The organism is Synechococcus sp. PCC 7502 (genome assembly GCF_000317085.1).
Taxonomy (GTDB): domain Bacteria; phylum Cyanobacteriota; class Cyanobacteriia; order Pseudanabaenales; family Pseudanabaenaceae; genus PCC-7502.
On the sequence record NC_019702.1, the window covers coordinates 2,664,296 to 2,683,576 of the forward strand.

Annotated in this window: 21 protein-coding genes; 10 read left to right on the forward strand and 11 right to left on the reverse strand. The window is 41.5% G+C overall.

Annotated elements, in window-relative coordinates:
• The first annotated feature begins 102 nt into the window (after positions 1–102).
• Positions 103–1,188, forward strand: coding sequence for an ATP-dependent 6-phosphofructokinase (locus SYN7502_RS13250; RefSeq protein ID WP_015169297.1), 1,086 nt, complete (start codon positions 103–105; stop codon positions 1,186–1,188).
• Here the strand turns inward: SYN7502_RS13250 and SYN7502_RS13255 are convergent.
• Together SYN7502_RS13255 and SYN7502_RS13260 are read right to left on the reverse strand one after the other, a co-directional pair.
• Positions 1,159–2,049, reverse strand: a complete 891-nt coding sequence (locus SYN7502_RS13255; protein WP_015169298.1) for an alpha/beta fold hydrolase — start codon at positions 2,047–2,049, stop codon at positions 1,159–1,161. The two genes, SYN7502_RS13250 and SYN7502_RS13255, sit on opposite strands and share 30 nt — an antisense overlap.
• 81 nt (positions 2,050–2,130) lie before the next feature.
• Positions 2,131–2,430, reverse strand: coding sequence for a (2Fe-2S) ferredoxin domain-containing protein (locus SYN7502_RS13260; RefSeq protein ID WP_015169299.1), 300 nt, complete (start codon positions 2,428–2,430; stop codon positions 2,131–2,133).
• A gap of 371 nt (positions 2,431–2,801) precedes the next feature.
• Between SYN7502_RS13260 and SYN7502_RS13265 the strand changes: the two genes are divergently transcribed.
• Entirely contained in the window at positions 2,802–3,809 is a 1,008-nt protein-coding gene (locus tag SYN7502_RS13265) for a 30S ribosomal protein S1 (RefSeq protein WP_015169300.1), read from the forward strand.
• Positions 3,810–4,015: 206 nt separating this feature from the next.
• Here SYN7502_RS13265 and SYN7502_RS13270 read toward each other — a convergent pair whose 3' ends face one another.
• The 3 genes from SYN7502_RS13270 to SYN7502_RS13280 form a co-directional block, all read right to left on the reverse strand.
• Positions 4,016–4,423, reverse strand: a complete 408-nt coding sequence (locus SYN7502_RS13270) for a hypothetical protein (RefSeq protein ID WP_015169301.1) — start codon at positions 4,421–4,423, stop codon at positions 4,016–4,018.
• Between the two features lie 18 nt (positions 4,424–4,441).
• Positions 4,442–4,954 (reverse strand): hypothetical protein, encoded by a 513-nt coding sequence (locus tag SYN7502_RS13275; RefSeq protein ID WP_015169302.1) that lies wholly within the window; start codon positions 4,952–4,954, stop codon positions 4,442–4,444.
• Between the two features lie 120 nt (positions 4,955–5,074).
• Positions 5,075–6,664, reverse strand: a complete 1,590-nt coding sequence (locus SYN7502_RS13280) for a glucose-6-phosphate isomerase (RefSeq protein ID WP_015169303.1) — start codon at positions 6,662–6,664, stop codon at positions 5,075–5,077.
• Positions 6,665–6,995: 331 nt separating this feature from the next.
• Here SYN7502_RS13280 and SYN7502_RS13285 point away from each other — a divergent pair, with 331 nt between their 5' ends.
• From SYN7502_RS13285 to SYN7502_RS13305, 5 genes are all read left to right on the forward strand, one after another.
• Entirely contained in the window at positions 6,996–8,450 is a 1,455-nt protein-coding gene (locus SYN7502_RS13285) for a hypothetical protein (protein WP_015169304.1), read from the forward strand.
• 71 nt (positions 8,451–8,521) lie between these two features.
• Positions 8,522–9,856: an SGNH/GDSL hydrolase family protein gene (locus tag SYN7502_RS13290; protein ID WP_015169305.1), complete on the forward strand. Its 1,335-nt coding sequence runs from the start codon at positions 8,522–8,524 to the stop codon at positions 9,854–9,856.
• Between the two features lie 68 nt (positions 9,857–9,924).
• A complete protein-coding gene (locus tag SYN7502_RS13295; protein ID WP_015169306.1) occupies positions 9,925–10,386 on the forward strand; it encodes a BLUF domain-containing protein in 462 nt (153 codons plus the stop codon).
• A gap of 104 nt (positions 10,387–10,490) precedes the next feature.
• The gene (gene sppA, locus SYN7502_RS13300; protein ID WP_015169307.1) at positions 10,491–11,306 is read left to right on the forward strand and encodes a signal peptide peptidase SppA; all 816 of its coding nucleotides are present in this window, start codon (positions 10,491–10,493) and stop codon (positions 11,304–11,306) included.
• A gap of 69 nt (positions 11,307–11,375) precedes the next feature.
• The gene (locus SYN7502_RS13305) at positions 11,376–12,803 is read left to right on the forward strand and encodes an LCP family protein (RefSeq protein ID WP_015169308.1); all 1,428 of its coding nucleotides are present in this window, start codon (positions 11,376–11,378) and stop codon (positions 12,801–12,803) included.
• Positions 12,804–12,831: 28 nt separating this feature from the next.
• Here the strand turns inward: SYN7502_RS13305 and SYN7502_RS13310 are convergent, their stop codons facing one another.
• From SYN7502_RS13310 to SYN7502_RS13325, 4 genes are all read right to left on the reverse strand, one after another.
• Positions 12,832–13,080: a hypothetical protein gene (locus tag SYN7502_RS13310; protein ID WP_015169309.1), complete on the reverse strand. Its 249-nt coding sequence runs from the start codon at positions 13,078–13,080 to the stop codon at positions 12,832–12,834.
• A gap of 13 nt (positions 13,081–13,093) precedes the next feature.
• On the reverse strand, positions 13,094–13,954 hold the full coding sequence (locus SYN7502_RS13315; RefSeq protein ID WP_015169310.1) for a fructosamine kinase family protein: 861 nt from the start codon (positions 13,952–13,954) through the stop codon (positions 13,094–13,096).
• A gap of 120 nt (positions 13,955–14,074) precedes the next feature.
• Positions 14,075–14,470 (reverse strand): hypothetical protein, encoded by a 396-nt coding sequence (locus SYN7502_RS13320; RefSeq protein ID WP_041429481.1) that lies wholly within the window; start codon positions 14,468–14,470, stop codon positions 14,075–14,077.
• 110 nt (positions 14,471–14,580) lie between these two features.
• Complete coding sequence (locus SYN7502_RS13325; protein WP_015169311.1) at positions 14,581–14,880, reverse strand: 30S ribosomal protein PSRP-3; 300 nt, start codon at positions 14,878–14,880, stop codon at positions 14,581–14,583.
• A 53-nt stretch (positions 14,881–14,933) separates the two neighbouring features.
• Here SYN7502_RS13325 and SYN7502_RS13330 point away from each other — a divergent pair, with 53 nt between their 5' ends.
• The 3 genes from SYN7502_RS13330 (at position 14,934) to groL (ending at position 17,881) form a co-directional block, all read left to right on the forward strand.
• The gene (locus tag SYN7502_RS13330; RefSeq protein WP_015169312.1) at positions 14,934–15,695 is read left to right on the forward strand and encodes a TIGR01548 family HAD-type hydrolase; all 762 of its coding nucleotides are present in this window, start codon (positions 14,934–14,936) and stop codon (positions 15,693–15,695) included.
• A gap of 153 nt (positions 15,696–15,848) precedes the next feature.
• Complete coding sequence (gene groES / locus SYN7502_RS13335) at positions 15,849–16,160, forward strand: co-chaperone GroES (protein WP_015169313.1); 312 nt, start codon at positions 15,849–15,851, stop codon at positions 16,158–16,160.
• Positions 16,161–16,231: 71 nt separating this feature from the next.
• Positions 16,232–17,881 (forward strand): chaperonin GroEL, encoded by a 1,650-nt coding sequence (gene groL / locus SYN7502_RS13340; RefSeq protein WP_015169314.1) that lies wholly within the window; start codon positions 16,232–16,234, stop codon positions 17,879–17,881.
• Between the two features lie 85 nt (positions 17,882–17,966).
• Here groL and queC read toward each other — a convergent pair whose 3' ends face one another.
• The gene (gene queC, locus SYN7502_RS13345) at positions 17,967–18,653 is read right to left on the reverse strand and encodes a 7-cyano-7-deazaguanine synthase QueC (protein ID WP_015169315.1); all 687 of its coding nucleotides are present in this window, start codon (positions 18,651–18,653) and stop codon (positions 17,967–17,969) included.
• A complete protein-coding gene (locus SYN7502_RS13350; RefSeq protein ID WP_015169316.1) occupies positions 18,653–19,270 on the reverse strand; it encodes a 7-carboxy-7-deazaguanine synthase QueE in 618 nt (205 codons plus the stop codon). The genes queC and SYN7502_RS13350 overlap by 1 nt, the downstream gene beginning before the upstream one ends.
• Positions 19,271–19,281: the final 11 nt, after the last annotated feature.

Sequence of the window (19,281 nt, forward strand, 5' to 3'; positions counted from 1 at the left end):
CTAGAGATCATAAAGTTTTTAAGTTATTGCCCAAGCCATTAAGTTGGTAGGTGATAAATTGGGCAATTAGTCTAGCAATATGACAAATAAGCAAAATTAATTATGACAAAACCCAAACGTGTCGGCATATTGACCAGTGGTGGAGATTGTGGCGGTCTAAATGCGGTAATTCGTGCAGTTGTGCGCCGTGCCCGTGATTATGACATGGAAATTTATGGGATCAAAGAAGCAACTCAAGGATTAATGAGCCGTCCTGTGGAGGCAGAGCTACTAGATATTAAGAAAGTATCAGGAATTTTAAGGTACGGTGGCACAATTCTAGGAACAGTCAATAAAGGTAACCCCTTTGCTTACCCTATGCCCGATGGTTCTGTGATCGATCGCTCCCAAGAAATGATTGAAGGCTATCACATCCTCGGATTAGACGCATTAATTGTAATTGGTGGGGATGGCAGCTTAGCAATTTTACGCAAGTTAGCACAGCAAGGAAATATGAATATTGTGGCAGTACCTAAGACTATTGATAATGACCTAGGTGCAACCGAAAACTCCATTGGTTTTAATACCGCAGTCACCGTCGCCGTAGAGGCACTAGATCGCCTGACCTATACAGCAATTAGCCACAGTCGAGTCATGATTTTAGAGGTAATGGGGCGGGATGCAGGACATATTGCCGTTAGTGCGGGTATCGCTGGGGGCTGTCATATTATCTTAATTCCAGAAATTCCCTATAGCTTAGATGAAGTATGCGATCGCCTCATGAATAGAGCCTTAAAAGGATTTAACTTTAGTACCATGATCGTGGCTGAAGCTGTCAAAACCCCCTCAGGTGAACCAGTAAAATATACCAATAGCTTAGGGCAGAGTCTCTACGGTGGCATTGGGCAGTATTTGGGTGATGAGATCAGCAGACGGACAGGCATGGAAACTCGGATTACTACCCTTGGTCATGTGCAACGTGGCAGTACACCCTCAGCCCTTGATCGGATTCTTGGGGCTGCCTTTGGTGTGGCGGCTGTGGATTTAATCTCGCAGTATAAGTACGATCGGATGGTGGCATGGGTAAATCGAGAAATTATAGATGTGCCAATTAGCGAAGCGATCGCCCAGTACCGAGCCGTGGATGTAAACGGTAGCTTAATTCATACTGCTGTGGGCTTAGGTACCTATGTGGGCGAAATTCCCTAACCAGTTTAGAACCAGAGGATTAACCGCATTGGGGTTTTCATCATGGGGACAATGACCTGTATTGGCGATCGGAATCACTTGAATATCTTTCTGACTTGCCATTGCTTGGAAAATCTTTGCCCCTTTGATCGGAGTCCAAGGATCAGCTTCCCCCCACAGCACCAGTACTGGACAGTTAACCCTAGGTAGTAATTCTTCAGGTTTAGGACCCGCAGGTGCAGTCAAAATTGAGGCAAATACCGCTTGGGCTCCCTGATCACAGGAAGGTAAGTATAGTAAATCTACAAGCTCTTCGGTAATGGCAGTGCGATCGCAATACACTTGGGTCAAAGTATTCCGAATTCGATGTTTTTGGCGAACTTGATTAAAAATAAATTTACCTGTAATCGGCGAACCAACTAACTTTGTAAAGCCAGCCATAATTAACCCCAAAACTGGATTTAGTTCATGGGGACGATGATTTAATCCACCCGCCACATTTAATAAAACTGCACCCTTAACCATCTCCGAATGATTAGCTGCCATCATTAAACTCAGTAATGCCCCAATGGAATTGCCAATAAATACCCCAGGAGTTTGAATATGGGCTAGCCAAAAATCCCTGAGTAGTTCTTGCCATAGTTCTAAAGAATAGGCGATCGCAGGCTTATCTGACTCCCCAAAGCCCAATAAATCTATGGCATATACCCTGTATCCAGCCTCTGCCCACACAGGAATATTTTTACGCCAATGCCCAATGGATGCCCCAAAGCCATGCACTAAAACCAAAGGGATACCTTTACCAGAAACACTGTAAGTTATTTGATGATCACGCCAAGTCCAATGCAGTTTGGAGGCGATCGCCAATTGTTCAGAAATCATTGAGTTTTATTAATTTTTGTATAGAACTATTCACTATTCTATAACTAACTTATATTAAATCGATTTTCCATTAAGTACACTTTAATCAAATTCCTTTGGGTCAGAATGTAGCCGTTTGTGCAGCATAGACTTAATCACTTTCCCGCCGCGGAGATGCTGTTTAACAATGACTGGGACATCCTGAGGCTTAACGTGCCAATAGTAAACCTGCTGATCGGCTACAAGCACGATCGGACCTGAGCCGCATAAGCCTAAGCACCCACAGCCAATTACCATCACTCCATCAACTGGCTCTAATTTAAACCTTTGGAGAACCTTAGCTGCCCCATCCTTAAAGCAGGTACGATGCTGACAAACCAAAACCTCACGTTTCAGATTCACGGTAATTTAGCGAGATTCGTGACATTTTGCATAGGTTGAAAGCAAGAAGGAAGCAAGAAATATGAAAGTTACAAGTTAATTTTTTTTGATTCTGTAGGATTCTTAGTCTTGGATTTTGAGTTGCATTTATAAGTCATTAACTATTCATCACCAAAACATAGTTGCAAAACTAAATTTGACTAAAAATTTAACTAATAGTTTAAGTTGTTGAGCTTTAATATTGACTTAATTTAGTATATAATTGAGAACCCAGTTTGTACTTATATCTTGTTTCTTTCATTATTTTCTTTTATTTTAAATATGAACTACGAAATATTGAGATACAAAGTCTAAACTCCTAAACCTTAGTAAGTATATTTGAAAACTTTAGCATGGTCAATCAGACAAAAACCCCTCCCAATGTTGGCTTTACCCACGCAGACTTCGCCGCATTACTAGATAAGTATGACTATCACTTCAGCCCCGGCGACATTGTGGCAGGTACTGTTTTTAGCCTAGAACCAAGAGGTGCTTTGATTGATATTGGGGCTAAAACTGCCGCCTATATTCCCATTCAGGAAATGTCCATCAATCGTATTGATCAGCCTGAAGAAGTTCTACAGGATAATGACACCCGTGAATTTTTTATTCTTGCCGATGAAAATGAGGAAGGGCAACTAACCCTATCAATTCGTCGCATTGAGTATATGCGTGCATGGGAGCGGGTTCGTCAACTGCAAAAAGAAGATGCTACCGTGCGTGCTTTGATTTTTGCTACAAACCGAGGTGGTGCCTTGGTCAGAATTGAGGGTTTACGAGGATTTATTCCTGGCTCTCACATCAGCACTCGCAAAGTTAAAGAAGAGCTAGTAAATGAAGAGTTGCCCCTAAAGTTTTTAGAGGTAGATGAAGACCGCAATCGACTAGTACTCAGCCATCGTCGGGCATTAGTTGAACGGAAGATGAACAAGCTTGAAGTGGGTGAAGTTGTCATCGGTGTTGTGCGTGGAATCAAGCCCTATGGTGCCTTTATCGATATTGGTGGGGTCAGTGGCTTGCTACACATCTCTGAAATTTCCCACGATCACATTGATACTCCCCATAATGTCTTCAATGTCAATGATGAAGTTAAGGTCATGATCATCGATCTCGATGCCGAAAGAGGAAGGATTTCACTTTCTACCAAGCAACTAGAAGCAGAACCCGGTGATATGGTTAAGAATCCTCAGGTTGTCTATGATGGGGCGGAGGAAATGGCGGCAAAATTCCGTGAACAGATGAATCAGCCTGTGGCAAGTCTAGCTATTACTGAAGATGGAGTTGAGGCGATCGCCATTGATGATATTGAAATTCCTTCGGCTGAAGAAGAACCAATTATTGAAGATGAAACTGATGCTTAGTTATTAACAAATTTTCTAGGCTCATAGTTCAGTGAGTTACTTAGAGGTGGAGAGCATATATCAATGATTAGGGTGATCAAGATAGAACTTTCTACCTCTTTTTTCTTTCTTTATTTAGTAAAGAATTGAGTAAAAATGAATTTTGAAGTATGAATAGCGAAATACAATGACAGCAGACTTATTGCTGATTTTGTCGGCTTTGGTGTCTAAATTTTTGGCTTGATCAGTGACCTACCGATGTTAGGAATCAGACTGGCATCAGCAAACCAGCCAATGGACATACCGATTGCTGCAATAATTCCTAATACGAAAAAAGCTTGCCACCTGTTACCACTAATTGCCTGTACTTCGAGGCGAGCTATATACATCAGTAATGCCCACACCAAACAAATACCAACGGATAAAACTAGAACTTCTGCCCGAGCAAAGACAAAGTATATAGCAGCGATCGCCCAACCCACGGCAAAAATCCAATTAATTCCAAAAGCGATCGCTCCACTGGTAAGCCAGATTTTCCAAGCGGCACCATGAATAGATAAAAGCCACCCGAGCACTGCATAACCAGAAATTAGTAGGGCAAGGGAAAGTCCGGGAATCTTCCTAATAATTTGCATAGTTTATTCCAGATAAATTTAGTCCAGATAAAATAAGGTCACAACTTTGCGCTGTTCCTCGGCATCTTGACAAGTAGTTAGTAAAGTATAGCTATCATGGTAAGCAAAGCAGATGAGGTGCTGACATTTAGAGATAATTTCCTGATTACAAAGGCTACTGGCATCAGCTAGGGATAGGTCATCATTTTCACTATGCTCAATCAAGTGCATTACGTTTTCTAGTTGTTCCCTCGATTCGGCAGGTTGCCTATCTAGGCTTTGGGGCAGAATCACTGTTAACAAGTCGGGATTAGCACGCATTGCCCCACGAATAATAGCAAGATTTGTGCCGATCGCCCCCGATGTAATTACACTATTACCACCCAGTACTAGGGCATAGCTTAACAGTTCAATTAAATGTTGATGGGTAAGCGGCACATGACGAGAACCTAAAAGAGCATAGCGTTTAGAGCTTTTTTGCTGAATTGTTGCAAGTTCTTGAAGGAAATCGTCAATTTTAGGTAAATTAGGGATATTAACTGACTGAGTCAAAAAGCCTCCTGCTCGGCAATTGCATTAAATACATAGAAAAAATATAGACTAGTTGCTACTTATTTTAGATAGCAAAACAATATCATTGATCAAATTATTCTCCTATAGATTACACAGAGATTACTTTAAACTAGCTTCTAGGCTTGAGGGCATACTAAAGTTACCCTTAAGATGAATACGCTGATTGGCATAGAGATGGCGTAAAATCCGATAAATTACCTCAGTTTGCTCGACAGCATTAATTTGAGTGGCAATTTCGGTAAGGGTAACTGGGGTTTTACTATTGGCGATCACTGCTACCACTTGCTTTTGCAATGCTAAAACTGCTGCTGCTGCTTTTTTCCCGGCTTCCACGCCCGGTTGGTGATAGGCATTAATATTAACTAAAGAAGCATAGAAACTTACAGCCCTTTCGTAGAGAGCAATTAACGCCCCAATGGTAAATGCTGAAACACTGGGAATTGTGACCGTAATTGAATCTCGTCCATTTTCATATAGTGCTTGACGAGTCCCCTGCAATAATCCCGATAGGTAATCACCACTGGTAATACCCGGTTCCAGTTCGAGTTGCACCCCTGTGCCACTGGTATCATTGAGAACTTCAATAAAAGTAGCAAAAAAGTTGGGTACCCCTTCTCTAAGTTGCTGCACATAGGCGTGCTGATCCGTTGAGCCTTTGTTGCCATAGACAGCAATGCCTTGATAGACCGTATTACCCTCAAGGTCTTTTTCTTTGCCCAAGGATTCCATCACCAGTTGTTGCAGATAGCGACTAAATAATAACAGTCGATCTTTGTAGGGCAGGATGACCATATCTTTTAAGCCCTTACCATCTCCCGAAAAATACCACGCCAATGCTAGTAACGCCGCAGGATTTTGCTTAACATATTCAACTCTAGTAGCACTATCCATAGTTTTTGCCCCGCGCAGCAGCGATCGAATATCTATGCCTTGGAGGGCAGCAGGTAATAAGCCTACGGCAGAAAGTTCCGAGGTGCGTCCACCGATCCAGTCATACATGGGAAATACTTCGATCCAGCCTTCCTTTTTAGCCAGTTGATCCAAATTACTACCTATACCTGTAACCGCAACTGCATATTTGGCAAAGTCTAACCCTGCTTGAGCATAGACAGCCTTCACCTCCTGCATGGCATTATTGGGTTCGGGAGTTCCACCAGATTTAGAAATGGTAATTACTAGGGTTGTAGCTAGGCGATCGCCCAGTTGGGAAAGCACCAGATCAATACCATTGGGATCGGTGTTATCAATAAAACTAATATTTAAAGGAGGATTAGGAACTGCCAAAGCTTGAGCCACAAACTGCGGTCCTAATGCCGATCCGCCAATACCAATGGAAACAATATCGGTAAATTTAGTAGCTGTGGGGGGATGAATTGCCCCTGAGTGAATTGCTTGAGCAAAGGTTTCAATTTGATCGATGGTGGAGTTGATGGCATCACGGAGTTCTGGACTAGGAGCTATTTCTGGTGATCTAAGCCAATAATGTCCTACCATTCTCTGTTCATCGGGATTAGCGATCGCTCCAGCTTCCAATGCTTTCATATCAGCAAATGCCTTAGCAAATTTAGGCTCAATGCTCGTGAGAAAATCCTGAGAAAATTTCATACGGCTAATATCAACATAAAGTCCTAAATCTTGGTTATAGTACAACCAGTCCTGATAACGTTGCCATAACTCTGCTGGATTCATCAAATTAGACCTCTAAATATTTAGCTTTTATATTTGTTTTTTGTTTGTTTTTTGTTTGGATGCTCTGAACTTTGCCAAACCGATCAAGTCTCTAACTATCTTGAGTTGTATCTTGAGTTTAAGATACTGGCTAATTTTACTATGGTGATCCTACAGACTTATGAGTAGTTGCTGATATTAATCCGTTAATTCTTAAGAATTTACTTTTGCAAAGCTGGGTTATATTTGCCCTAACTTTTACACTGATTTAAGGGCAGTGATCTCTTATTAGGATGTTTTTGCCACAAACATAACTTTCCTCTGACTGGGATTACGCTAAGATCATAAAATTATGCAGACTACCGCTAAAACCTTTGATCCTAGTGATACCCGTGCCATAACCTTAATTGGTGTTTATGCCTTTTATACGGGCTGTTTAATGTTGCTGGTAATTGCTACACCGGTGTTACGCCTGAGGTCTTATTACCAAGGATATGAATTGGCAATAGTAACGGTGGCGATCGCTATGATCGGATGGTTACTATCGGGCAACTGGAGTAAAGCTGTAACCAAAAGTTGCTATTACAATCTGCCTATGAGCTATCCTCCTCAACTATTGGTGGTGATTGCTCTATTTTGGCTAGGTTTATTACTTATATATAGTCTTAATTTGAACCAAGTAATAACCGATGGTTTTGTAGCGGGAATGTGGGCGATCGCTGCCACAACTTTGATCTCCGCCTCTGTGCGCCTAGGTAGTAATAAGCAGGTGGGCAACTCTAAATATATTGGGCAAAATATCCAAGGTATACAAAATATTAGTATCACAAGTATTAGTCCCCAATCTAATCAAGAGCAGATTATACTTACCCCTAATGTAATTACCCAGCAAACGGGGCAGTTCAAAGGATTAATGTGTTTAATCTTAAGTCTATTTACTTGTACTACCCTAGAGCTACCCGATGGAGTTACGGAGTTATTAGCGATCGCCCTAGCTGGGGCGGGGTTAACTGGTTTAAGTACATGGCAATTGCTAGTATATCCATCTAAACGCTTAATCTCTATGCAGTTCAGCGGTATTTGGGGCATGGAATCCAGTTTTACAATTAATGCCGTGCAGTTTTCCCGCTTAGAAACAATCAAACTCAAAGAAGTTGATATGCAATGGCTGCAATTAGCAGGAAGCGACAGTATAGTTACTCTGCCTAGTCCCTTAACTGATGCGATCACTGATGGAAAGCAAGGTAATTCCAAGCAGCAGAATGATCACCTAGCTAATAGCTTAACTTCAACTTTAATTGATAGTCTTAATTTTTCTGCCCATCAAATCAGCCGAGATACTCTAGGTGTAATGAATATCCTTTTGCCACAAAGTGTGGGAATTTTTGCAGGGTTGGTAATTTTATGTCTAGGAGTTGCCTTATTAATGCTGCTACCTTTACCATCGGGAGTATCCTTGGCAACCTATATGTTATTTTTAGGAATTTGTTTGGTTAGCCCTAGTCTTGCCCGCTTGGTAGTTGGCTTAGTTGCCCCAAGTATTATGACTCCCGATCGCTCCAACCTAATTTTACCCGCTTGGCAGGTGGGTGCAGGACTAATCTTGATCGCCCTATTTTCTGGGTCTCAGTTTTACAGTGAAGTTTATACCGCAGTTGATAGTCAAATTGGAAGTCAAGCTGTAAGGCAAATGGTAATTCATGTGGAAAATTTTTGCAGCTTGGCACTGGTTTGGTTATGTGGTGGTGTAGGTACCTGTATTTTGGCTTTATCTCGGCGATCACCCCTAATTACCAAGCGATTTTAGTACGGTTTATGGTAGGTTAAATTCTGCTATCCGATCAGGCTTCCGATACTTGATGCCCTAATAACACCCTAATGCGTAAATATAGATACGGTTCTTCCTATTCATCTAAGTCCAACCAGTGGCTGCGAAATACTTTAATCATGCTATTTATTGGCATTCCTTTGCTCCTAATTTCCTTGGAACTAGGGTTAAAAAATTTTGCGCCTGCTTCTTGGCTAGGTAATCAATCTAGTAATACGACTCAAACCTATGAGTTAAAGCTAGTGGGAACCGATGGTAAACCGTTAACAAACTTGCCCTTCAATCCACCTAACGGAGACCTAGAAGTTAAAACCAGTGCGGTGAGTGGCTATGACCTTGTTCCCAATCAAAATTATAAATTTTGGCAGATCAATGCTCAGGGCTTTAGGGTAAATCAGCCCCTTCCGATCAATAAGGATCAAAATCAAGTTCGGATTTTTATAATTGGGAATTCTACAGCTTTTGGCACTTTGGCTGCTAATAATCAAGCTACCATAGCTGCCAAATTAGAGCAGTTGCTGAGTAAGCGTTTACAGGATCAAATCGATCAACCCAAGAAGTTTCAACCACCCGTTTTTCCCTACTACGCCGATCAAGTGGAAAAGGTGCAATTATTACCGCCTCGAATTCGGATTGCTAATTATCAAGTGATTACGGCGGCAGTACCTGGTTATACCTTTACCAATCAGTTATCACTGTGGGCGCATAAAATCTCTGAATTTAAGCCTGATTGTTTAATATTTTTGAATGGTTACGAAGACCTGCGATCGCCCAGTTCTAAGCCTACCCGTGAACTAATTAAACTTGAAGACATTCTGCAAAAGCAAGAACAACAGGAGCAAAGCAAAAACCAACAACAATGGGAAAACTGGCTGAATAGTTTTTATATCGTCAAGGCATTTCGTCATCTATTTACTCCCACTGCCCTACCCCAAGCATCTGGCTATTATCAGGTTTTTAATGCCAATCAACTAACAGCCGATCCCCAAGAACTTAAGCTTAGAATTGCCAATTATGAGGCTAATTTGCGTAAAGTTGCCAATCTAAATGCCCAAATTCCCATTATTGTTGCCCTCCAGCCTGAAATTACGGGGAAAACTACCCCCACGGCGGCGGAAGCGGAAATTATTAAATCCCTAGGTAAAGACTACAGCGATCGCATTAGCTCCTCCTACCAAAATTTAGAATCTAATATCCTAGACCGTAAGTTTAATAAAATTAGATTAATTAGTCTTTATAAAGCTCTTAATGAAACCAAGGAGCAGGCATTTATTGACCCCATTCATCTCACTGATGTCGGTAATACTCTAATCGCCAAGAAATTATTAAGCGTGATTGAAGATACATTTAAACTAGAACCGCAACCCGCCTCTGGTCCTTCCTAAAGCTAAACTAAAATTTAGGAGAGTGAATATGAAAATTTCCCAGAACTAACCATGTATTTATCAAGTTTATGACCTTATCTCGGCTGATTTATTTAAGTTATGCTGCGCCCAATCTCGGCTATTCCGATCTGTTAGACATAATGGAAAAGTCAGAAAGAAATAACTCCGCAGCAGCAGTCACAGGAATGTTGTGCTATGGGGACTTTATGTTTCTGCAAATTTTAGAAGGCGATCGCAAAGTAGTTAGTCAAACCTATAGTCGGATTTTGGTTGATAAGCGTCACTTTGATAGTGAATTAATTGAATTTACCGCAATTGATGCTCGACTATTTGGGGGCTGGTCAATGCAGGTTGTGCAGTTAGATTCGTTTATGCCCGATCAGGCTCGCCAGATTTTAATCAAATATTCCAGTTCAGCTAAATATGCCCTTGGTTCCATGAATGCGCGCCAGTCTCTTAACTTTATGGTGGAATTATCGGCAATTTACAGTCAAATTAATTCAGAGATCGCTCAAAAAAACGGAGATTAAATCACTGGCTTTAGTACTGCAACTCTCCGATCTCAACGTGATCATGGCATATACTGCGTAATATCAATCAATCAGTAATAAGTTCAAAATAAATACAAAAATTAATGAGATTCTTCCAAGGTAAATTTAAAAAATCCATTGCCCGCATTGAAGTCCTAGGAGCGATCGCTGGAGCAACCCGAACTAGAGTCCTAGAAGCTTTAGAATTTGTGCAACAAAAACGCTTTCCCGCGCTAGTCCTACGCATCGACAGCCCCGGTGGTACCGTTGGCGACTCCCAAGAAATTTATGATGCCATTAAACGTACCCGTGAAAAAACTAAAGTAATTGCTAGCTTCGGCAATATTTCCGCTTCAGGTGGAGTGTATATTGGCGTTGGTGCTGACCACATTATGGCAAACCCCGGTACGATCACGGGCAGCATCGGTGTAATTTTGCGAGGTAATAACATTGAGAGACTACTGGAAAAAGTTGGGGTTTCCTTTAAGGTAATTAAATCTGGCACATATAAAGATATTTTGGCATTTGATCGAGATATTACCGATGACGAACGCATTATTCTTCAAAGCCTGATCGATAGTAGTTACAATCAATTTGTTAATACCGTAGCAGAAGGCAGAAAACTCAGTCCCGCTACCGTGCGCTCGTTTGCCGATGGTAGAGTATTCACGGGAGAACAGGCTGTGGAATTAGGTTTGGTTGATCGCCTTGGCAATGAAGATGATGCCCGTCGATGGGCTGCGGAACTGGTGGGCTTGAATCCAACTACAACTAAATTTTTTACCATTAAGCCACCTAAGCCATTTCTAAATAGATTTTTACCAGCATCTGCGCTATCAACATCTTCACTAGCAGTGGGATTTAACCGCTTGCAATTTGAACTAGAGACCAATGGCGTACCTTTATGGATGTGGCAGTAGTCTATTTGCTTTAACTTATTGCCTTAACATAGCTTAAAATAAATTAATCTTGTGGAGTGATGATTATCTGTGGCAACCATAAAAGCTCGTAAATCTCAGAATTCGGGTAACCAAAATTCGGATAAAAGGAGAACAAAGGGTTCTCCTAAATTCAAAGTATTTGTGTTCTTTCTGATCCTTGCTCTTATTTCTGGAGGTATTGGGGCAGCATTAGCTTTTTTTATGTCTAGTAAGCCATTTCAACAACGGGCTTTAAACTCTGCCGAAGCAGGAACCTTTAATTCAGATATAGCTTCTGCTACCTTGGGGTTACCAGCTCTAACTCGCCCTGTTAATGTTTTAGTCTTAGGTACCATAGTCCTCAGTTCGGATTTACCTGGGGCTGCTGACCTACCTAAGCCAGAATACCTAGCACAAACCAGCTCCAGTCTGGATGGACAGAGTGATGCCATGATTTTGGTGCATCTAGACCCCGTTACCCAAAAAGTAACTGCTTTATCTATTCCCCGTGATAGCAGAGTTGAGATTCCCGGCTATGGCGTGCAGAAAATTAATGCAGCTAACTATGTGGGCGGGGCGGTACTTTCTGCAAAAACCGTAAGTAAATTAGCAGGTGATGTCACCATAGATCGCTATGTGCGCGTAAATGTAGAAGGGTTTGGGCAGTTAATAGATGCCCTAGGTGGGATCGAAATCTATGTGCCTAAGCGCATGAAATACCAAGATGACAGTCAACATCTTTATATTAATTTGAATCAGGGACAGCAGTTACTGGATGGGACTAAAGCGATTCAATATATGCGCTATCGCCATGATGAGTTGGGAGATATTGGGCGAGTTCAGAGGCAGCAGGCTTTTTTTCGTGCGCTTATTGCCCAAAAACTTAAACTTGAAACCATTACGCGCATTCCCGATATTCTGACTGTAATTAAACAGAATTTGGATACGAATATGTCAGTACAGGAGTTATTGGCGATCGCTGCTTTTGTTTCTAAGGTAGATCGCAAAGATACCAAACTCATGATGGTACCCGGCAGGTTTAGTACTCCTTCAGAATATCCCCTCAGTTATTGGATTGTGGATGATCACAAGCTGGCACGGTTAATGCAAGAGCATTTTAATGTGACTTACAGTAACCCAGAGTTAGCAAAAGACGATCAACAAGAGTTTAGCCCTCCCAATCTTAGGGTTGCAGTTCAAGATACAACCTATTACCCCGATCGCATTAAAGTCGCAACTAAAGCCTTGATTCGGGCGGGTTATGCTCAAACCTTTGCCGATAGTGAAAGACCGCCAGTAATTTTAGAAAAGACCCAGATTATTGCCCAAGATGGAAATCTCAATAGTGCCGAACAGGTGCGTAATGCCCTAGGCGTTGGGGAAGTGGTTCTGGAATCCACAGGAGTTTTAGATTCTGATGTTACAGTGCGATTGGGTAAAGATTGGCTAGATGTCTCTAAGCGGATTTTGAAAGCAGAGGAAGTAAAACCAAAGTAACACCTTTGGATTACCTAGCTTTACGGCATTACCATTTTAAAAAGGCAGCTTCACTTCCTTGCTCGTGCCTAATTTTGGCATCACGCTCGAACCACTTAATCACTTGATCTGCTTTTAACTCCTCTACGGTCACTTGGTAATCTTGGGCAATGTGAATGAGTAAACGCATGGAGGAAATCGTCAGGCGGGTTAAAAATTTTTCGTGCTGGGATAGTAATGCGCCATCCACAGCTATGGATTCATCGGTCGATAGAAATTGGATAGAGTCTTGATTCATTGGAAATCCTTAATTAGCCCTTAATTTCTTTGATCATCCCTTGGGCAGTGGAGCCGTAACTACCGCCGAACAAATTGAAGTGATTAAGAATATGGTACAAGTTGTAGAGGGTTTTGCGGGACTGATAGCCTGAATCTAGGGGAAAAACTTGGTTGTAACCTTGATAAAACTGCGAGGGAAATCCTCCAAATAACTCGGTCATGGCTAGATCAACTTCGCGATCGCCAAAGTAAAGCGCAGGATCAAAAATTACAGGTGTCCCCAACTGATCAAACCCCATATTCCCAGACCAGAGGTCTCCATGTACTAATGAGGGTTGAGGATTATAACCTTGAAACAGAGGAGGAACTAGTTGCCATAATTCCTGATCAGAAGCGATCACCTGTAATCCTTTTTGCCTAGCCAGTTTGATCTGGTATAACAATCGATGTTCTATGAAAAAATCAACCCAATTAGATGTCCAATGATTAATTTGTGGAGTGGCACCAATGGTATTTTGCTGATCCCAGCCAAAGCCTGAGCTAGTTGTAACCCTGTGTAATGCCGCTAAATTCTGCCCTAGTTGTGACCAATTGCCATTACGTCCAAATTCTATCCACTCGGTGACAATATAGGAGAAACCATCGGTGATACCCCAACAGATGGGCTTTGGTACTTGAATGGTATGGGTATTATAAATTTGATTGAGGGCGATCGCCTCTGCCTCAAACATCCCTAGTCTAGGTGCCGTATTAGTTTTTACAAAAAATTTATTGGAGCGATCGCTCAAACAGAAAGCCTGATTAATACTCCCTCCACTCACAGGTTGCTGATGGGGATTAATTAATCTTTGCCCTGTTGCCTGAAATATATGGGTAACAATTTCATTGAGCATGATTAAGTTTTACTAGTTTGAATATTTTATAGATTTACCTGTAGAAATTTATATTGAGACAACTTTAAGAATTTTAGATTGATTAATTAGTAAAGAATTATCGTTATTTATATACTCTCTTTAGCGTGAATATAATCCTTCAAAATTGCAACTAACACCATGATGAGCATCACAATTTGTTTCCCTTACTATTAACTGATTACTAGAAAAAATAAATGTTAATCTACAGGAATCAGATTCCGTATTGAAGCCAACATTATATTCAGCAATATTTGCAGTAATCCACTGAGCATAACCATCTAACTTGCCAATGCACAAGTATGGTGGAGGATTACCCACTGAAAGGTTAAAATCTATTGCTCTTTGCTTACTTTTTTTTCCCTCTCTAATTACTACTTTGCCGTTAGCCTTATTACGATAGTAAGTACCTGACCAGTTTTGGGCTTGCACATTCAAACTACTAGCAGTGATTACATTTAAAAGAAATAGTGTCCAGAATGAAGTAATTTTTATCATTAGTTATTCCTCTTTTCAATTACTTACAACGCTAAAATAAAAGCCACGGCAAAAGGCTATGGCTTCTATTAGTAATACATTTAGTCTCAATCAATTAATTAACGCAATAATTAAGCACTACCCGTAAAAATTACATCTAAGAATTTTGCCTGTGCCTCGCTCATGGGGCGACGTTTGCCTTCTTCTTGCCAGTAGTTGATAACTTCCGTAGCCTTATTAAGCAATTCAATCCGTTCTTGATCTGTAATCCATGATTTAGATTCCATCTCAGTTTGAAGCTGCTCCCAAGCATTATCCCTAGGCCAAAAGTAGTATTTCGTTAAAGGACTATTGCCCTTGCCCACTACTTGATCTACTGCCAATGCCACATCTTTTTCTAGCCAAAGAACCTTTAGAATAAACTGAGTCAAACTTTATTACCTCTCTGCAAATTTAATCTTTCATAGCGATCTTTTATATTACCATGCTTAGCCTTTCTGATGTTGCTTTAATTTTAGATATTGATGGGGTGATTAGAGATGTATTTGGATCCTATCATCGAGCTTTAGCAGATACGGTTGAGCATTTTACTGGCTACCGCCCAACTTCAGAGGATATAGATTTACTCAAAACTGAAGGTATTTGGAACAACGACTGGGAAGCTTCGTACGAATTGATTAGACGTTATGCTACCAAAACCAGAAAAACTATAGATGTTGAATATGAGGCGATCGTAGAGTTTTTTCAAAGTCGCTATCGTGGGCATGATCCAAACAATTGGACAGGATATATCACTACGGAAACTTTGATTGCTACTCCAGAATATTTTAAGCAGCTAACTGCAAGCGGGATCAAATGGGGATTTTTTAGTGGTGCTACCTATGCTTCAGCTTCATACGTCTTAAATCGCTTGGATATTAGCGATCCCATTTTGGTGGCAATGGAAGATGCTCCGGGCAAACCCGATCCCACTGGTTTATACCAATCTGCCCAAAAACTAGATTATCCATCCTTGGTAATTTATGCTGGCGATACTGCTGCGGATATGTTGACCGTAAAGAATGCTCGCCAAAATTATCCAGAGTTAAAGTATATTGCCGTGGGTATTTTGCCTCCCCATGTCCATCACCGTGATCCTGAAGCTTATACGCAAATGCTTATTACCAATGGGGCTGATTTAGTTGTACACAGTATTTTGGAATTAAATCCTGAAACTATTGTTAAGTTAATTCAGATTTTCAAATAAATTCACGCTTTTACCTCGAACTTATGGCAGTAGGTACGGAAAGCCGATCTAGGGCGTTAAAGATTTTGGAGTATATTGGCACTCAATGAGGTAGAGTGCTAAATCACAGACTACCCAAAAATTGAAAGTTTAAAGCATGGAGGATTAGTCATAGTGGCTTCATTGACGGTACAGGCAAGTGCGCTCAAACCATTGGGCGATCGCATTTTAATTAAAATCGTTGCCAAAGAAGAAAAAACAGCTGGCGGTATCTTTTTACCTGATACAGCTAAGGAAAAGTCCCAAATTGGCGAAGTTACTGCTGTCGGTGCAGGTGCTCGTAATGACAAAGGCGAGCGTGTAGCCTTAGAAGTCAAAGTTGGCGATCGGGTCTTGTATTCCAAGTATTCAGGGAATGAAATCAAAGTTGACGGCGTAGATTACCTGCTAGTGGCTGAGAAAGATATTTTGGCGATCGTTGAATAATTAATTTCTAGGCAAATTATTCAAACTAATTACCCAAATAAAACCAAACAAATTATATAAAGAGAAAAGTTATGGCTAAGAAAGTTGTATTTGACGAAGAATCAAGACGGGCGCTGGAACGTGGTGTAAATGCCCTTGCCGATGCCGTTAGAGTTACCCTTGGACCAAAGGGACGCAACGTAGTGTTAGAGAAAAAATATGGTGCGCCGCAAATCGTGAATGATGGTGTTACCATTGCTAAGGAAATTGAACTAGAAGACCCCTTAGAAAATGCTGGGGCTCAGCTAATTCGTGAAGTTGCTTCTAAAACCAATGATGTTGCTGGTGATGGCACAACTAGTGCTACGGTTTTAGCTCAAGCAATGATCCGTGAAGGTTTAAAGAATGTGGCTGCGGGTGCAAATCCCGTGAGTTTGCGCCGTGGCATTGAAAAAGCTGTGGCTAAATTAGTAGATGTAATTGCTGCTAATGCTAAGCCTGTAACTGGAGATGCGATCGCCCAAGTTGCAACTGTTTCGGCTGGTAACGATACCGAAGTGGGTGAAATGATTGCTAATGCCATGAGTAAAGTTGGCAAAGATGGCGTAATCACCGTAGAAGAATCCAAATCCTTAACTACCGAATTAGAGGTAGTAGAAGGGATGCAGTTTGATCGGGGTTACACATCTCCTTACTTTGTAACTGATTCTGAGCGCATGATCGCCGAGTTTGAAAATGCTAAGCTGTTGATTACTGACAAAAAAATCAACGTTATTCAAGACTTAGTACCTGTATTGGAAAAGGTAGCTCGTTCTGGCTCTCCCTTGGTCATTATTGCCGAAGATGTAGAAGGTGAAGCTTTGGCAACTTTAGTAGTTAACAAACTCAGAGGTGCTTTGAATGTAGCCGCGATTAAGGCTCCCGGTTTTGGCGATCGCCGTAAAGCCATGTTACAGGATATTGCTGTTTTAACCGATGGACAAGTAATTGCCGAAGAAATGGGCTTAAGCCTAGATACTGCTACCTTGGATATGCTTGGTACAGCCCGCAAGATTACCATTACGAAAGAAAAAACCACAATCGTGGCGGGTAGCGAAAATAAGGTAAATGTTGATAAGCGCATTGCTCAAATTCGTAAAGAACTAGAACTAACTGATTCTGAGTACGATAAGGAAAAACTCCAAGAACGTCTTGCCAAACTCGCTGGTGGGGTGGCTGTGATTAAAGTTGGGGCTGCTACGGAAACCGAACTCAAAGATCGGAAGCTCCGCATTGAAGATGCTTTGAATGCAACCCGTGCGGCAGTAGAAGAAGGTATTGTTCCCGGCGGTGGTGCCACTTTAGTACATTTAATTAAGTTTCTAGATGAAATCAAAGCTGGACTAGAACCTGAAGAAGCGATCGGTGTCAGCATCATTGCTAAAGCATTAGAAGCTCCGTTGCGTCAAATTGCTGATAATGCTGGACTTGAAGGTACTGTAATTGTGGAGAAAGTTAAAGAACTAGAATTTAACTTCGGTTTTGATGCTCTCAATTCTGTATTTGTCGATATGATTGCCACAGGAATTATTGATCCTGCGAAGGTAGTTCGTTCGGCAATTCAAAATGCTGCTTCTGTTGCTGGCATGGTCTTAACCACCGAAGTTTTAGTAGTTGATAAGCCTGAGAAGAAAGGTGCCGCACCAGATATGGGTGGCATGGGCGGAATGGGTGGTATGGGCGGAATGGGTGGCATGATGTAATAGCTTGCGCCATAAGTTACCGCAATATAATTAAATTCTCGGCATTAACCTGTCGGGAATTTTTTTAGGTAATTTAGTAAATAACCTAGGGCTGATAAATACTTCTCCCCACAGCCGTTGCTAATTCTGGTAATCCTGCTTCGATCAAAGCCCGATCGCGAATCCGACAAGAATCACACACCCCGCAAGGTTCAGCATCGCCTTGGTAGCACGACCATGTGAGGGCGATCGGCACATTAAGCTTAATAGCACGTTTGATAATATCTAGCTTGGAATCCATCACCAGAGGTGCCAGAAGCTTTGGAGCTTTACCCTCTAGGGCAGCCTTAGAAGATAGATTAGCAAGATTTTGAAATGCCTCTAAATATTCAGGACGACAGTCAGGATAGCCAGAATAATCCACAGCATTAATCCCCAGATAAATTGCCTCTGCGGACTTTGCCTCTGCCAAGGACATGGCGATCGCAATAAATACAGTATTTCGACCGGGGACATAGGTTGTAGGAATAGTATCCGTTTGCAACCCATCCACTGGAATAGCGATATTTTCATCAGTTAAGGCAGAGCCGCCCCATTGGTGTAATCTTACATCTAAAATGTAATGCTCTTTAATTCCCAATTCCTTGGCAATATTGCGAGCCGCCCGTAATTCCCGTTCGTGCCGTTGTCCATACCGAAAAGATAACCCAATGGGTTCATAACCATCGGCGATCGCCTGAGCCGCAGCAGTTGCTGAATCAATTCCACCTGAAAGTAAAACCACTGCTCTCACTAACGTACTCCCAAATATTTATGGGTTTGTAAGCTTAACCGCCATTGGGGATGTGCCAGTACATAATTTAAGGTTAGTTCCTGTGCTTCAGGGTTGCCCCATTGTGGTTGCAAGTATTTGAGGGTACTAAGATCGACAAGGCTAGACTGTAACTCTGCCCATTGGAGATCGCTTTCACTAGATACAACTATTTTCAATTCTTGCACTTGAGCATAGACACTGGGATGGGGAGGTTTAAATGTTTTTGGTGATAGGGTCACCCAATCAAAGTTACCACTTTTAGGATAAGCTCCTGAAGTTTCTAGGTGAATAGAAATATGCGTTTTTCCCAAAGCCAGCCTAATTGAATCAGTTAGGGGATCAAGATTATGCATTAATGGTTCACCTCCAGTGATAACAGCGATTGCTGGTTTGATCTTACCCACAGTATCGGCAATATCATGCACAGGTTGCAGAGGATGTGAATTGACATTCCATGACTCTTTTGTATCACAAAATCTACAGTGGACATCGCAGCCACCAAGCCGAATAAAAACGGCATTAGTCCCTGCCCATGCTCCCTCACCTTGGACAGAATGAAAAGTTTCCACAACTGGATAGGAAATCACCGTGGGCATTAATTTCTTAT

Bases quoted from the DNA above. Each gene is read 5' to 3' on its own strand.
- SYN7502_RS13320 (WP_041429481.1), bottom strand. From the start codon at position 14,470: ATGATAAAAATTACTTCATTCTGGACACTATTTCTTTTAAATGTAATC.
- sppA (WP_015169307.1), top strand. From the start codon at position 10,491: ATGAGATTCTTCCAAGGTAAATTTAAAAAATCCATTGCCCGCATTGAA.
- SYN7502_RS13310 (WP_015169309.1), bottom strand. From the start codon at position 13,080: ATGAATCAAGACTCTATCCAATTTCTATCGACCGATGAATCCATAGCT.
- SYN7502_RS13295 (WP_015169306.1), top strand. From the start codon at position 9,925: ATGACCTTATCTCGGCTGATTTATTTAAGTTATGCTGCGCCCAATCTC.
- SYN7502_RS13315 (WP_015169310.1), bottom strand. From the start codon at position 13,954: ATGCTCAATGAAATTGTTACCCATATATTTCAGGCAACAGGGCAAAGA.
- SYN7502_RS13290 (WP_015169305.1), top strand. From the start codon at position 8,522: ATGCGTAAATATAGATACGGTTCTTCCTATTCATCTAAGTCCAACCAG.
- SYN7502_RS13265 (WP_015169300.1), top strand. From the start codon at position 2,802: ATGGTCAATCAGACAAAAACCCCTCCCAATGTTGGCTTTACCCACGCA.
- SYN7502_RS13330 (WP_015169312.1), top strand. From the start codon at position 14,934: ATGCTTAGCCTTTCTGATGTTGCTTTAATTTTAGATATTGATGGGGTG.
- SYN7502_RS13350 (WP_015169316.1), bottom strand. From the start codon at position 19,270: ATGCCCACGGTGATTTCCTATCCAGTTGTGGAAACTTTTCATTCTGTC.
- SYN7502_RS13280 (WP_015169303.1), bottom strand. From the start codon at position 6,664: ATGAATCCAGCAGAGTTATGGCAACGTTATCAGGACTGGTTGTACTAT.
- SYN7502_RS13255 (WP_015169298.1), bottom strand. From the start codon at position 2,049: ATGATTTCTGAACAATTGGCGATCGCCTCCAAACTGCATTGGACTTGG.
- groL (WP_015169314.1), top strand. From the start codon at position 16,232: ATGGCTAAGAAAGTTGTATTTGACGAAGAATCAAGACGGGCGCTGGAA.
- SYN7502_RS13285 (WP_015169304.1), top strand. From the start codon at position 6,996: ATGCAGACTACCGCTAAAACCTTTGATCCTAGTGATACCCGTGCCATA.
- SYN7502_RS13250 (WP_015169297.1), top strand. From the start codon at position 103: ATGACAAAACCCAAACGTGTCGGCATATTGACCAGTGGTGGAGATTGT.
- SYN7502_RS13270 (WP_015169301.1), bottom strand. From the start codon at position 4,423: ATGCAAATTATTAGGAAGATTCCCGGACTTTCCCTTGCCCTACTAATT.